Consider the following 15,689-nt stretch of genomic DNA (forward strand, 5'->3'; position numbering starts at 1 on the left):
ATTTAAATCTTAGTTATAACCATTTGGATTTTGCTTTTGCCAGTTCCAGCTATCTTTCAACATATCTTCTAAACCATATTGAGGCTGCCAATCTAACTCTGCGACAGCACGGGCATTATCAGCAAATGAGGTTGCAACATCACCTTCTCGACGAGGTACATATTCAAATGGTATCTCAACACCATTTACCTTCTCAAAAGTATCTCGAATTTGTTTTACTGAAATCCCATTGCCTGTACCAATATTCCAAGCGCGGCATCCTTGCGTTTTTAAACGATGATTCAATGCGCATAAATGTGCATTGGCCAAATCAACCACATGAATATAATCACGCACACCTGTACCATCTACCGTGTCATAATCATTGCCAAAAATTGACAACTTATCACGACGGCCGACTGCCACCTGTGTGACATAAGGCATCAAATTATTGGGTATCCCTTGTGGGTCTTCACCAATTTGACCACTTTGATGTGCCCCTACAGGATTAAAATAACGCAGCAAAGCGATTGACCAGCGCTCATCTGCAGCCGATAATTTTTCTAGTAATTGCTCGACAATCAGTTTGGTATAGCCATAGTTATTACTTGGCATACCTGTAGGCATGGTTTCATTCAAGGGTGAAATATTGGCTTCATCATAGACTGTTGCCGATGAACTAAAGACCAATTTAAAAACCTGGGCACGTTCCATTGCTTTAACTAAGCTAATAGAACCTGAGATATTATTTTCAAAATATTTTAGTGGCTCTTTTTGGCTTTCACCCACAGCTTTTAAGCCTGCAAAGTGAATCACTGCATCAATAGAATGATGCTTAAAAATTTGATCTAAAATTTGCTGATCGAGAATATCACCTTCAACAAAATCTAATTTTTTAGCTGCCAACGCTTGAACACGTGCTAAAGATTCGACAGAACTGTTGGACAAATTATCCAGTACAACAACCTCATGCCCTGCACTCAAAAGTTGAATACAAGTATGTGAACCAATATAACCTGCACCACCTGTTACTAAAATTTTAGCCATTGGTTTTTCCTAATAATATTTGTAGTAAGCCTTGCGTTGAACCATCTAAATCCGCAATATCCTTTCGATCACCATTTAATATTGGAAGTAGCTGATTGGCAATTTCTTTGCCTTTTTCTACACCCCATTGATCAAACGGGTTAATGTTCCAAAGCACCGACTGTACAAAAACTTTATGTTCATACATTGCGATCAACATGCCCAAACTATATGGATTTAGCTCTTGCAATAAAATGGTTGAACTTGGTTGATTACCTTCATATTGTTTATATTCCGGCAAATCTTGTACTTCTTGTTGATTTAAAGCTTGATTACCAAATGCCAGTAAGCGCGATTGAGCCAAACAATTGGATAAGGCCAAATGATGCTGTTCCACCAGCGCCTCTGCATTATCGACATAGGTAAATTGTTGTGCCTGATAGCGCTGCACTGGCGCAATAAAATCACAACTCACTGCTTGACTGCCTTGATGCAGTAATTGATAAAAAGCATGCTGCGCATTTGGTCCCACTTCCCCCCATACAATCGGGCAAGTATCCCAGTCTACTTTTTGACCATTACGCTGAATCGATTTACCGTTCGACTCCATTTCCAATTGTTGCAAATACGAGGCAAAATATTTCAAACGCCCATCATAGGGCAATACAGCATGAGTCTGAATATCAAGGAAATTATTATTCCAAGCCCCCAATAAACCCATTAATACAGGTATGTTCTGTTCGAAAGGTGCCGTTTGAAAATGCTGGTCTACTGCATATGCGCCAGCTAACAGTTGTTTAAAGCCATCAACACCAATTGTCAGTGCAATTGGTAAACCAATACATGACCAAAGTGAATAGCGACCGCCTACCCAATCCCAGAGCAAAAATTGGTTTTCGGCTGCAATACCCCATTCTGTCATTTTATCTGCTTTGGTAGATACGCCAATAAAATGATGCTTTAAAATTTGTGATTCTTGTCCAAGTGCTTTTTCGAGCCATAAACGAACTGTTTGCGCATTGGATAAGGTATCAATGGTCCCGAACGATTTTGAAGAAATAATAAATAGCGTGGTTTCGGGGCGAAGTTGATGCAATAAATCTGAAAGCTGGCTACCATCAATGGTCGACACAAAATGCACATTGAGTGGCTTATGTGTGGATTTTTTGAAATCAGATAAGGCATGACTCACCATCAGTGGTCCTAAGTCTGACCCTCCGACACCAATATTGACCACGTCTTGAATGACTTCACCCGTTGCACCGCGGCATTGGCCGGCATGAATTTTTTCTACCAAAGCATACATACGCTCAAGTTGTGTATGCACTTGTTCTGCTAATTCAGGATGAGACTGATCATCTTTAGGTAACCGTAGCGCCCAATGCAAGGCTGCACGCTGTTCAGTATAGTTAATTTCTTCAGTAGAAAATAAACGCTTTATCCACGAGGTTAAATCTTGTGTCTGTGCCCACTGGACTAGATTTTTGACAACGGGCTGATTGACTCTATGTTTACTAAAATCAAAAACTACCGGCTCTAAAGTTACAGAGAATTTTTCGAATCGCTGAGGGTCTTCAGCAAAGAGTTCTGTTAAATGCTTATTTTCAAATTCAGTTTTCAAACTATGAAGACTGCCTAAAACTGAATCTAAATGTTCGACCGTATAGGGTTGAGTTTTCATAGCCATTAACGTCCTACCCCCATATATGCAAAACCTTGAGACTTCACATATGCTGGATCATAAATATTGCGCCCATCCAAAATAAGTGGATGCTGCATGGTTTTAAGCAATTCGGTATAATTTGGACTCCAATATTGTTTCCATGCAGTCAATAAACACAAAGCATGTGCATCTTGCACTGCCTCATATTGCTCTATGCAATATATAAGATCAGGTCGCTCACCATATATTTTTTTTATTTCATCCAAGGCTTGAGGGTCGTGTAATTTAACTTTTACACCTTGAGCCCATAGTGCTGCCAACATGGCATGAATAGGAGATTGTCGCGTACTGGAGGTTTTTTCTTTAAATGCAGCACCCCAAATTGCAACAGTTTTCCCTTTTAAATCACCATGATAATAATTCCATAATTTACGGAATAAAACTTCTTTTTGCTGCTCATTAATTTCCCAAACTTGAGCTAGTAATTGGCTATTTGCGCCCACACCTGACACCGTATGCGTTAGGGTCTGAATATCATGTGAAAAGTTTTCTCCACCAAAGCCTGCCCCCGGATAGAGATAAGATCCTCCAATACGGTTATCTGCAGCCATCCCCTGACGAACTGACTCAATATCAATGCCTAATTTCTCAGCAACCATTGCCAAGTCATTGATATAACTAATTCGTGTCGCCAACATGCCAGAGATACTCAACTTGGTAAATTCAGCATCTAAAATGGGCATAAATAAATATTGCTGCTGACGTGGGAATAAAGGGCGTAAGAGTTCCTTAATTTTAATTTGAGCAATATCCGATGCAGCTCCAACAATCAACTGCTTGGCTTGGGCAAAGCTTTGTAAAGCGTTTCCTTCCTGAATCATGTCGGGTAAATAGACCCACTCATCTTCATGCAAAATTTTTGCAAATTTTTCTGTTCCATGTAGTCCTAAAGTAGACGCATTGATCATCAGTTTAGGGTGAATAATGGGACGTTGTTTGATGTTTTGAAGAATTTCAATACATTGCTTTTCTTCAGCTGGGTTAAAACTGAAGAAATAGGCATCTGCATCTAAAGGAATATCATTAAAGTCGCAGTATTTTAAAAAACTACTTTGTTGTTTATTGAGTAGATTTTTTATAGCTTCATCTTGCATATACATTTGTTCGCTTTCACACGTTTTCAGTGGTTCATACCAAAAAACGTGATGACCGCATTCTGCTAGTAAAGCAGCAAATACACCTGAAAAGAGTGTTTGTCCAAATACTGCAACTTTCATATCAATCTCTTTTTATAGTTTTAGTTCTTTGATCAGCGCTTTAAATTCCTCACCTAATTTTGGATGGTCTACGCCATAATGTAAAACTGCTTTGAGATAGCCTAATTTACTGCCGCAATCAAAAGTTTGACCTTTCATCCGATAGGCTTCAACTGTATCGGTCGCCTGCAGCATAGCAATTGCATCGGTCAATTGAATTTCATTACCCGCACCTTTGGGTGTGTTTTCCAATAATTGCATAATCTTGGCAGGTAAGATATAGCGGCCAACTACCGATAAATTGGATGGCGCAGTTCCGACTGCCGGTTTTTCCACAATGCCTCGCATTTGAATGCTATGCCCTTCTGCAGGTGTAGAAGCAACATCTACAATGCCATATTGATCCACCAAATGATCAGGTACAGCTTCCACCATAATTTGTGATGCTTGTGTTTCATCAAAACGTTGAATCATCAAACTCAGATCGTTTTGGTCTGATGGATCTTTGACTAAAACATCTGGCAATAGCACAGCAAAATCATCATTCCCCACAACAGATTTGGCACATAAAACTGCATGACCTAAACCAAGTGGCTGTGGTTGACGTACGCTAATCACACTCACGTGTGGTGGTAAAATTTCAGTGATTTCTTTGAGTAAATCAAATTTCTTTTTATGTTCTAGAGTGGTTTCCAGCTCAAAATTACGGTCAAAGTAGTTTTCAATCGAGGCTTTTGAAGAGTGGGTAACAAGAATAATCTGTTCAATCCCTGCAGCAACTGCTTCTTTGACTACATATTCAATGGCCGGACGGTCAACCACCGTCACCATTTCTTTAGGAATAGATTTACTGGCAGGTAAAAAACGTGTCCCGAGGCCTGCGACTGGAAGAATGGCTTTTTTGATCATTTCTCATACCTAAATTTTAGTCAAATTTTTCAATCTAGCTTTATATAAAAACCAAGCACGTTATTTTCTTCTTGAACTTAGTTTACCTTAATTTCCGTACCACGTTGATAACCATCGACATAGTGCTCGAGTTGCTCTAAAGCCCATTCAACATCACTTTCGATAGCCGTTAAACTATGGATACGCTCAAATATTGCTAACAATTGCTCCAGTGGATAATGCTTTTCAAATGAACGAAGAATACGGCTGTGATCTGTTATTTGAGTATTCTCTTGATCAATCAATAATTCCTCATACAATTTTTCACCAGGTCTAAGTCCCGAATATTCGATTGCAATATCACCGATATCAGTTCCCTCTTCACGAACTTTTAATCCACTCAACGAAATCATTTGACGAGCGAGATCCTGAATACGGACTGGTTCCCCCATATCGAGTAAGAACACATCCCCGCCAGTACCTAATGCACCAGCCTGAATAACAAGTTGAGATGCTTCAGGAATTGTCATGAAATAGCGAGTAACATCAGGATGGGTGACAGTAATTGGACCACCTTTGGCAATTTGTTGCTTAAATAAAGGAACAACTGAACCGGAAGAACCTAAAACATTACCAAAACGCACAATACTAATTTGTGTTTGGTTTTGAGCCTCAGCCATCGCTTGACAATACAACTCCGCCATTCGCTTGGAAGCACCCATCACATTGGTTGGGCGCACAGCTTTATCTGTTGAAATTAATACAAATGTTTCTACGCCTTTTTTAACTGCCGCGTTCACACTAAAAGCGGTACCCACAGAATTATTCTTTAAACCTGCTAATGGGTTACATTCAACCAATGGAACATGTTTATATGCAGCTGCATGATAAACGGTTTGAATATCATATTGCTCAAGCACACGTTCAAGTTTTGCTTCGTCTAATACAGAACCTAAAATAGGAATAATTTCAACATTCGATTTAAGACGTAACTCTTTATCAATGCTATAGAGCGCAAACTCAGTTAACTCATATATCACCAGTAGTCGTGGATTATTTTTAATAATTTGGCGACATAGTTCTGAACCAATTGAACCACCCGCCCCTGTGACCATCACGACTTTATTCTGGATATTTTTCGCCAGTAATTCAGGAACTGGAGATACAGGGTCACGACCCAATAAATCAATAATATCAATTTCACGAATATCGGAAACATGGATATCACCATCGACCAATTTCGTTAAGCCAGGAATTTCAGTAATTTTAATATACGCTGGCTCTAAGAACTTCACAATTTCACTTTTACGTGTACGTCCTACAGAGGGTAACGCGATTAAGATTTCATCGACATTTTTTTTAGCCAGTAATTTTAATGCGCTGTCTGCGTCGTAGACTTTCAAACGTCCCAATTGCTGCCCTGTGAGTGATGGATCATCATCAATAAACAACACGGGTAAGTGTTCATCGGAATTGTAGAGTGCTCCTGCAATTTGCTGTCCTGCATTGCCTGCACCATAAATCGCCACACGTTTTTTTTGTACATCGGCTTGTAAATAAGAACGCACGATAAAGCGAATAAAACCACGGCTAAACCAGACCCAAGCGAACATGAGAAAGCCGAACATGAGCGGAATAGAAGTGGGAATAAAAGCATCGGTAAAATATGCCAACGCATACAACCCTGCCACAGTCAAAGCAGTACCCAACCCCAGCTTGAACATAAACAGTTCGCTGTAGGTACGAACAATAAAGCGATACACCCCAAAAATAAACAGCGATACAACGGCAATCACACTCGCCCATACCGAACCAAAAGCCAAGTTGGGGACCACTTCTGCGCCTAAATCAAACTGGCGAATGGCATAACATAGCCATAGCAAGACAGGAAATACACAAAAGTCCAGCACCATTAAAAATGCAAGTTTGACTAGGCGGGGGGATTCAACAGCAGGTTCGATAATGGATTTCATAAATATACAATTATTAATATTTGAATTTTAAAACACCGTATTACTTTAATGCAGAATACAGGTTCCAACCTCTAAAAATGAATGTGCGGCGATAGTTTGACCACCTGCGACTTTTACCCCCACGCTTAAATGGGCAAATTGCTCAATGACCACATCATGATCTAATAATGTACCAATATTTAAAATTACACCATCGTTGATCACAGTTTTACGACTAATGATACACCCTGCCATCACACTGACCCCTAAACCGATTTGAGCGGTTGGACTAATCATGCTGTGTGGATGAATCACCGAAGTCAATTCTATACTCAAGGCTCGCAAGGTCTGTTGCCATTGCTGCCGTAATGTATTATTGCCTACTGCCACAATCGCTTGAAGCTGCGTATTCTGCAACTGATTTAAATTGGCAATATTTGTCACAATGTTATATTCCGCCACTTGCTGTGTTGCAGGCCAACGGTCATCGGCAAACATAATCTCTTGCCATTGTCCACTCAGTTCTGCAGCTTCTGCAACAGCCAAACCGTATCCCCCTGCACCTAAAATTAACAAGCTGGGTTTATTAAGCATCTGGGTGACCTGCTTTGAATTTTATAGCCACAATTAACAATGGTATATAGGCAATCAGTACTGCCCATTCAGGGTACGCCCATGCTTGTGTAACCGTCATATAAGCGACAGGAAATAACCACAATAGGTTAATTGCTGCAACCGCTAACGTCACGGGGGTATGACTCCCGCATTTACGCGATAAAATTTGATAGCTATGGCTTCGATGTGCATCATACATTTTATAGCCACTCATCACGCGCTTTATGAGGGTATATGTTGCATCGACCACAAACACACCTAGACAAATGATCCACGCACAAAACAGTGCCAAGTTTTCTTTGAGGGCGATGAGCGCCAAAATACCCAAAGTGAGGCCGAGAAATCCGCTACAGGCATCGCCCATGAAAATTTTAGCCTTGGGAAAGTTCCACAGTAAAAAGCCAAATACACAGGCTGCCAATAACCATAATATGTCTGAGTTTAATGTGGTATTTAGCACATAATACAAAATTGCCATACTGACTGTGGTAGTGATGGCCTCAACACTGGCAATACCGTTAATACCGTCCATAAAATTATATAGATTCAGCAACCACACCAAAAATAAAACTGCAATAATATTGGCGATAAAGCCGAGTTGCAGTCCATTAAAAGCTGTAACTTCGCTAAAGCCACCTAAGCTGATCACCACGCCAATGGCTACTAAGAAATGTACGGCTAAACGCAGCATGGAGTTAATATGCCCATGGTCATCTAAAAAACCAAGTAAAGCGATGACAAAACCCGCTGCTATCAGGGTTAAACCAATATGTACGGTCAATTGTTGGCTGTATATCAGCACAGCCAGCGCCAACAAGTAGCTACACACTACCGCAACCCCACCACCGCGGGGCGTGGGTACACTGTGAGAGCTACGTTCATTGGGATTGTCTATTATATTTTTTTTGAGGGCATAATGACGCATGTAGCCTGTGAATAGTAATGTCAGTATAAAAAATACGATGCTCAGTGCAAAAATTGACATGCGTAAATTACTCTTTCATTTTTAAATAATTTTGACCCGCTTGCAGCATCGCTTGCTCGGTACTCAATGGCGCTGCCCAACCCAACAACTTCTGAGCTTTGGTCGTATCGACCTCTAGTGACTCAAATAACTGCTCATAGAGTTTGGATTTGCCAATACATACTGCCCCGAGTTTCATAAGCGATTGCGGAATATAAATAAAACGTGCAGGTTTTCCCATGCCCTGTTTTAAATATTGCACCAATTCACGTGTCGAAATACTCGTTTGATCTGCAACTAGAAATGTTTGATTGGCTGCATTTGGATGTTCAATACAGGTTTGAATAAAGTCTACCAAATTTTCAAGTGCAACAAAGCTACGTTTATTTTTTGTGCCTACAAAAGGTAAAGGTAAATTGCTTGCAACTAGTTTGAGTAACCGAGCAAAGTTACCTGGTGCATGAGCGGCATAAACTAAAGGCGGGCGAATAATAACTAATTCTGTATCTGATCCCGCAAACAGTTTTTTAAGTTCGTGTTCAGCCTCTAGTTTGGAAACAGCATAATCTGCATGAGGCTGAGGTGCTGCATCTTCTGTAAATGGTTGCTGTGATGTCACTGAACCATTCACACCGATAGAGCTCATAAATATAAAGCGTTTTACTTTTTTTTCTAAAGCCCGACGCGCTAATTGCAAAGTACCTTCTACATTCACTTTGCGAAATTCGCTCAATGGGTCTGTTGTTTGTTCATTTAAAATATGGGCACGACCAGCTAAATGAATAATGACGTCTATATTTTCAGGTAAGTCTGCTGCAAAAATATTAGCAGCAATAAGTTGTTGGATATTTGCAGAAAGTACGTGGTTCTGAGTGCGGACTAAAGCAATCGTGTCATACACACTACTCACCCGTTCAGTCAGAGCTGTACCTACAAATCCTGTTGCACCTGTGATTAATAGCTTCATTTTCTAGCCACTACTTCTGTATAGATTTTAAGAATTTTTTTAAGCATTAAATCATGTGTAAATTCTGTCATAAAACGTTCATATCCACGCTTACCCATTTGTATAACTAAATTTCTATCATCAATTAAAGTAGAAAGAGCTTGGGATAGATCCTTTTCATCATTCTTTTTTGTTAAAAATCCTGTTTTTTCACCTACAATACTTTCATTATTACCGCCAACATTTGTTGCTATAACAGGTAATTTAGCTCGCATAGCTTCAAGGATTGTTAAAGGAAACCCTTCATAATTTGTAGATAACACAAAAATATCAGAGTTATTTAAAAAATCTTTAACATTACGTTGTTGTCCAAGGAATTTTATTTTATTTTCTAACCCTAATTTTTTTGCTTCTTGTTTGCAACGTTCAAGAGTAGGGCCTGATCCTATAAACTCCATAACCCAATTTTTATCTTTCAACAAACCTAATGCTTGAATTAAAGTTATTTGATCTTTCTGATCATCAAAACGTGCAACCATTATTACCTTACAAGGCTGACCAACCACTTTAGTCTCTTTAGTTTGTAAGTCTTGAATAGGTATACCATTATGAACAGTAGTTACCTTATCTGGCGATCCAACACCAAAATTAAAACCATAAATACGATCAAACTCTGAAACTGTAATAATATGATCTGAAAACTTAGTCATAAAACGTTCTAAAGTCGCATAAATTTTTTGTTTTGTTGGACTTATCCCTTCTGTAAAAGCCCACCCATGTGCTGTAAACACTACAGGTAAATTCAAGGATTTAGCTGCTAAACGACCCAATAAGCCTGCCTTACTAGAATGGCAATGTACTATATCTGGCTTCAGCTGTTTTAAGTGTTTTTTTATTTCCCAAAAACCTAGTAAATCATCTTTTATAGAGATTTCTCTTTTTAAGTACTCCAATGAACTGAAATTTATATTATTTTTTTTTAGCTCTTCAGTAAAAGCTCCTTCTCCACCTACCAAGATATGAACTTGATGCCCTTGTCTGATCATGCCTTTCGCTAGATCAAGTAGGTGTACGCTCGCACCACCAAGCACATCTGAGCGAGTGATAATATAAACTATGTTTAACATGAGGATCTGAATATTCCGTATTAACTTAGCCTTAGAAGATATTCCATTAGGCTGATCAGTAAATGTATATCCTAAACCTTCTAACATACCAATTCTACGAGGCACTGCTGCCAATTTAGCAGCTAAAGTTCCAAAAATGACAGGTTTAGAAAAATAAGAGAATACTAAGTCAGGATTAATTGCTTTAATTTTTTTTGAGAGTTGATATGTTGCAATTATATCTGCAAGTGGGTTCAATCCACCACGGTTTAATGCATATGTAATTGGTGTAGCACCCAACTTTTCTATTTTTTTTAGGTCTTCTGCCGTATATTCAGAAGTAAACGCATAAACTTGATGACCTTTTTTTAAAAGTGTGCGAATTAAATCTGCACGAAAACCATAGAAGCTTGATGCAACAGTACCTATAAGAACTACGATCATAGTAAGTCACTTAATTTAAATTTAGTCTTCAATTATGCAATTCAGTGTTCGAATAAAGTTTTTCATAATATTACTCTTTTCTATATACACACTAGATGCCTCCCGAACTTCCAATCTAGATATAACTTTATGTTTTTTAGAAAAATTTAATAATTCAAAAAAATTAAAATCTTTTTTAAAAGTATAGTAGGGGAAGTCTTCAGGTAATGAAGCATCTTTATGACCAGAATATACTGGTATTCCCATAGCAAGCATTTCACTAACTTTTAAAGTTGACCCCTCAGTCATATTTTGACGAAATAAAGCTAATGAACCTAAAGCTGTATCACACTTCGATGCTATTGAATAAATTTCATTTTTATTTAGGGCACCATAGACGTTAATATTATTCTTATATTTATTATTTTCAATTATTAAAAGTTGATCAGTATTCAAATTTCCAATTAAATGTACAAAAAAGTTATCATCTATATCATTTGTATTAAGAAAATCTAGCAAGATATCTAAACCATGCCATTCAGTAAAATAGCTACAAACAAAAATAATATTTATCTCATTATCTAATCTATTATCATCAGCAATACATATATCACTTAATTTAATACCATTCTGGTAAGTAACATATTTTTTATTTAATTTCCTTCTTTCATTTTGATATTTTGCTATTTCCTCTGTAACTCCAGCTATTAACAAACTATTATTAATAGATATTTTCCCAGTAAACCTTTCTATGATTGAAGCAAAGATACCTTTCCAACCTTTTTTAATTAATACCAACTCTTCAATTTCCTTAGAATGGTGTACACTTACTCTATTTTTCACAAATGGAGAAAATATAATTGAAAATATATCAAAAGGTAGATATCGAAACATGACAATATCATAATGTTTACTCATTCTTATTACTTTTAACCAAAAATAAATATTACGAAATACTAATACATCAATATACTTAGGAGTTCTACTTTCAAAACTTTCAATTTTTTCACCAGAATGAAAAGCTATTGTATTCCAGTTAATATCTTGTATCTCTTTTGCTGCATTAACTTCATATTTAAGTTGATTTCTTTGACCACTCCCCAACTCTCTTAAAGCTGTTACATGCAAAATTCTCTTTACTTTCATATAAATAAATCTCATAATTCAATATACTATAATAGACTTCTTGCGTTGGGTCAAAATTAAACAGCCTAAAGCTACATTTTATAAGGTTTTAGCCAATTCAAAAATTAGGTAAAACGATACTTTCGCAAGAGATCTAATATAAATAGTATATTGACTTATTATTTTAATCCACTTATTTAGTAAATTTATTATTCTTAAGATATTCTATTATGCGACAACTAGCGTTTCCATCTCCGTAGGGATTATGAGCTTTAGACATAGTTTTATAAATAACTGTATCATCGAGCAATTTCTGAACTTGCATAGTAATCACATTTACATCTGTTCCTACTAGTCGGACAGTGCCTGCCTCCACAGCTTCAGGTCGTTCTGTTGTATCTCGCATGACTAAAACAGGTTTACCAAGACCAGGAGCCTCTTCTTGTACCCCACCACTATCAGTTAGTACCAAATAAGCGTGCTGCATTAAGTATACAAAAGACTCATAACCTAGAGGCTCAATTAAATGAATATTTTTTAAACTACCTAATAAACGTTTCACAGGTTCTTGAACATTCGGGTTCAAATGAACAGGGTAAACAAAATGTGTTTCAGGATTTTTTATTGCCAACTGCGCAAGAGCAGCACAAATATTTTCAAAGCCTCCCCCAAAATTTTCTCGACGGTGACCTGTAACTAATAAATAACGTTTACCGATTACATCTATGCTTAAGCCAGCTTGAGTTAGAGCATCTTGGATAGATTCACGTAACTCAAATGATGATTCAATCTTGCTCACAACTATTTGTAATGCATCAATCACTGTATTTCCTGTAACTAAAATCTGTGATTTTGGTATATTTTCTGCCAACAATGCATTTTGATTACGTATAGTAGGTGCAAAATGGCATTGTGCTAAGCGACCAGTTAAAACACGATTTGCTTCTTCTGGCCATGGTGAATACATATTGTTAGTACGTAAACCTGCTTCAACATGTCCAATAGGAATTTGTTGATAGAAAGCTGCTAATGAGGCACCAAATGTTGTAGCCGTATCCCCATGAACTAAAACAATATCAGGTTGGAAGTCTTTTAAAATATCACGTAATCCCAGTAATACACCCGAAGTTACGTCATATAAATCTTGACCAGGCTTCATTAAGTTTAGGTCATAATCTGGTTTTATTTCAAAAAGCTCCAACACTTGATCAAGCATCTCACGATGTTGAGCTGTTACTGCAACTTTTGCAGTAAAAAACTCATCTGCTTCTAATGCTTTGACCAAAGGGGCCATTTTAATTGCTTCAGGGCGTGTGCCAAATACAGCCAAAACCTTCATTATTTAATCACCCCACAGAAATCTAAAATCACTTTTCCATTACTAATAGCAATATCTTTAAATTCATTATGTGCGACAAGTAAAGCTACAATATCCGCTTTCTCAATAGCTTCCTCTAGCTTGGTAATTTTATAATAAGGATGCTCTTCAACATTTGGTTCAACGATGAAATAAGTCTCTCCTTTAGCCTGTTGTAATACTTTTTGTGTGATGTATATCGCCGGTGATTCGCGCAAATCATCAATATTTGGTTTAAAAGCCAGGCCCATTAAAGCTACAGATGGTGTCTTATTATGCTTCACTTCAAAATCACGAATAGTGTCGGTAATTTTTTCTGCACACCAAAAAGCTTTATAATTATTAATTTCACGCGCTTTACCAATAATTTGAGCTTCTCGTGGAAATTCTGCAGTAATAAAATATGGATCAACAGCAATGCAATGTCCGCCTACACCACTACCAGGCTGAAGAATATTAACGCGAGGGTGCTTATTGGCAAGGTGGATCAGTTCCCAAACGTTAATGTCAGCTTTATCACAAATTAAAGACAATTCATTTGCAAATGCGATTTGGACATCTCGAGAAGAGTTTTCTGTCAATTTACACATTTCTGCAGTGCGTGCATTGGTTTTATGCAACTCACCTTTGACAAATTGCTTATAAAAAGCGACTGCTTTTTCGGTAGAAGCAGAATTGATACCACCTATAACACGGTCATTATAAACCAATTCATACATAACATTACCAGGTAAAACACGCTCTGGGCAATAAGCTATATAAAGTTTGTCAGTTAACTCTGGACGGCGTGTATAGATAAAATCCCGCATACACTCTGTGGTACCAACCGGAGAGGTCGATTCAATAATGTATAAATCACCTTCTTTTAACAGAGGTAAAATATTTTCTGTAGCCACTTGAATATAGGAAATGTCTGGTTCATGATTACCTTTAAATGGTGTAGGTACCACAATAAGATAGGTATCTGCTTCAGCAGGCTTAATATTCGCTTTTAAATAACCAGATTTTACTGCATTTGCTACTGCCAAATCTAAGTCTGGCTCTACAATATGAATTTTTCCAGCATTAATTGTATCTACAACTTTCTGTGAAATATCGACCCCATGTACAGGAATTTTATGAGTAGCGATTAAGGCAGATGTGGGCAATCCAATATAACCTAATCCAAGTGTAGTCACTGACGATGTCATTAATTAAGGCTCCTAAACCTAAAATATATTATTTAAAGAATGATATACAGATAGTTCTTTCTTAATGGCCGTATCCCAAGAAAATTTTTCAGGTAACTGTAAAATATCCCTTTTACCAGAAAGGAGCTCTATTGTTCTATTTGCCACATTATGAACAAAGTTTCCATCTAATTCAAAACAGTTTTCACTACCAATTGCCTCAGGAATTCCTCCACGATTGGAACCCACCACACAGACCCCACAAGCTTGAGCTTCTAAAGTAACACGAGGTAACCCTTCATTCAAACTAGGTAGAACTAACAAATCTAAGGAATTCATAATATCTGGCACTTCCTCTGGTTCTTTTTTCCCCATCAGATATAGATTATTAATCTGTTGCTCACAAAATTTTTGTTCTAATTTAGAGTCTAAATTACCATCTCCTACGACTATAAAGCTTACATCATTGTTTAATCTTTTTTGAATTTCTTTAAATAAAGCAGGAAGAATTAAAACATTTTTAATTTCAACTATATTCCCAATAAAACCAACAATATATGTAGTTTTTATTTGATATTTATCACGTAATTGTTTTATTTTCTCATTTGAAAATCTATAAAAATTCTTAGCTGGTCCAGTATAAAGTACCCCTTTACTTGCGTCTTTACTAATTTTGTCAGAGATTTTCATTAACTTTTCACTAACGAAAAAATTATGATCAGCCATATCTAATATTTTTTTTACTTCACATTTAGTCTGAATAGTATGAAAAGGAGTAATATTAATATCTGATCCATGCCATGTAGCAACAAAAGGAATTTGATATTTTTCCTTTACAAGCACAGATAAATAATGAGCTTCTATACCATGAGTAGATAATAAATCATAATTTTTAAAGAGATTTGAATATTGCTTTAGTTTCTTAGGACAGATCACAATTCTTTTATGTAAATAATGAGTTATTAAATAACTAAAAAAATCCATTTTAAGCCATAGGTTTTTGAACTTAACTCCATCAACCAATGTAAACTCCTCGCGTTTACATTTAGGTGTTTTTTTCTTTAAAAAACCTAATATAAAGCCATATTCAATGCGAATCATATAGCAATCTACATCTGGCTCGACAAGCATTAAATGCTTTGTCCTCTCTAAAATATTATTAAACATTCCTTTTTTATTAGTTGGATCACCAACTAAAATTTTAGCTATCTTCATAAAGT

General features: G+C 37.0%; 13 protein-coding genes and 1 pseudogene. All 14 read right to left on the reverse strand.

Annotation, left to right across the window (positions count from 1 at the left end; genetic code table 11):
* Positions 1-9: 9 nt before the first annotated feature.
* The 14 genes and pseudogenes from galE to FTT77_RS10070 all read right to left on the reverse strand — a co-directional run bounded on the left by galE (position 10) and on the right by FTT77_RS10070 (position 15,684).
* Positions 10-1,026, reverse strand: a complete 1,017-nt coding sequence (galE, locus tag FTT77_RS10005; protein ID WP_180109281.1) for a UDP-glucose 4-epimerase GalE — start codon at positions 1,024-1,026, stop codon at positions 10-12.
* A complete protein-coding gene (gene pgi, locus FTT77_RS10010; RefSeq protein ID WP_373686711.1) occupies positions 1,019-2,686 on the reverse strand; it encodes a glucose-6-phosphate isomerase in 1,668 nt (555 codons plus the stop codon). Before pgi ends, galE begins: the two co-directional genes overlap by 8 nt.
* A gap of 5 nt (positions 2,687-2,691) precedes the next feature.
* A complete protein-coding gene (locus tag FTT77_RS10015; RefSeq protein WP_180109279.1) occupies positions 2,692-3,945 on the reverse strand; it encodes a nucleotide sugar dehydrogenase in 1,254 nt (417 codons plus the stop codon).
* A 12-nt stretch (positions 3,946-3,957) separates the two neighbouring features.
* Positions 3,958-4,833: a UTP--glucose-1-phosphate uridylyltransferase GalU gene (gene galU / locus FTT77_RS10020; protein ID WP_180109278.1), complete on the reverse strand. Its 876-nt coding sequence runs from the start codon at positions 4,831-4,833 to the stop codon at positions 3,958-3,960.
* A 77-nt stretch (positions 4,834-4,910) separates the two neighbouring features.
* On the reverse strand, positions 4,911-6,785 hold the full coding sequence (locus FTT77_RS10025) for a nucleoside-diphosphate sugar epimerase/dehydratase (RefSeq protein WP_180109277.1): 1,875 nt from the start codon (positions 6,783-6,785) through the stop codon (positions 4,911-4,913).
* 45 nt (positions 6,786-6,830) lie between these two features.
* Positions 6,831-7,358 (reverse strand): acetyltransferase, encoded by a 528-nt coding sequence (locus FTT77_RS10030; RefSeq protein ID WP_180109276.1) that lies wholly within the window; start codon positions 7,356-7,358, stop codon positions 6,831-6,833.
* The gene (locus FTT77_RS10035) at positions 7,351-8,364 is read right to left on the reverse strand and encodes a glycosyltransferase family 4 protein (protein WP_180109275.1); all 1,014 of its coding nucleotides are present in this window, start codon (positions 8,362-8,364) and stop codon (positions 7,351-7,353) included. The genes FTT77_RS10030 and FTT77_RS10035 overlap by 8 nt, the downstream gene beginning before the upstream one ends.
* Before the next feature lie 7 nt (positions 8,365-8,371).
* Positions 8,372-9,310 (reverse strand): NAD-dependent epimerase/dehydratase family protein, encoded by a 939-nt coding sequence (locus tag FTT77_RS10040; RefSeq protein WP_180109274.1) that lies wholly within the window; start codon positions 9,308-9,310, stop codon positions 8,372-8,374.
* Positions 9,307-10,416 carry a glycosyltransferase family 4 protein gene (locus tag FTT77_RS10045; protein WP_180109315.1) on the reverse strand — a complete coding sequence of 370 codons (1,110 nt, stop codon included), beginning with the start codon at positions 10,414-10,416 and terminating at the stop codon, positions 9,307-9,309. The genes FTT77_RS10040 and FTT77_RS10045 overlap by 4 nt, the downstream gene beginning before the upstream one ends.
* A pseudogene (locus FTT77_RS10050) lies at positions 10,405-10,839 on the reverse strand (glycosyltransferase); the annotation flags it as partial. The pseudogene FTT77_RS10050 and the gene FTT77_RS10045, both read right to left, overlap by 12 nt.
* Before the next feature lie 21 nt (positions 10,840-10,860).
* A complete protein-coding gene (locus tag FTT77_RS10055) occupies positions 10,861-11,964 on the reverse strand; it encodes a glycosyltransferase (protein WP_180182525.1) in 1,104 nt (367 codons plus the stop codon).
* A gap of 172 nt (positions 11,965-12,136) precedes the next feature.
* The gene (gene wecB, locus FTT77_RS10060) at positions 12,137-13,282 is read right to left on the reverse strand and encodes a non-hydrolyzing UDP-N-acetylglucosamine 2-epimerase (RefSeq protein ID WP_180109523.1); all 1,146 of its coding nucleotides are present in this window, start codon (positions 13,280-13,282) and stop codon (positions 12,137-12,139) included.
* Complete coding sequence (gene wecC, locus FTT77_RS10065) at positions 13,282-14,490, reverse strand: UDP-N-acetyl-D-mannosamine dehydrogenase (RefSeq protein ID WP_180109524.1); 1,209 nt, start codon at positions 14,488-14,490, stop codon at positions 13,282-13,284. The genes wecB and wecC overlap by 1 nt, the downstream gene beginning before the upstream one ends.
* 18 nt (positions 14,491-14,508) lie before the next feature.
* Positions 14,509-15,684 (reverse strand): glycosyltransferase family 4 protein, encoded by a 1,176-nt coding sequence (locus tag FTT77_RS10070; RefSeq protein WP_180109525.1) that lies wholly within the window; start codon positions 15,682-15,684, stop codon positions 14,509-14,511.
* Between the last annotated feature and the right edge of the window lie 5 nt (positions 15,685-15,689).

Origin of the sequence: Acinetobacter sp. YH01010 (genome assembly GCF_013420775.1) — a bacterium.
GTDB classification, from domain to species: domain Bacteria; phylum Pseudomonadota; class Gammaproteobacteria; order Pseudomonadales; family Moraxellaceae; genus Acinetobacter; species Acinetobacter amyesii.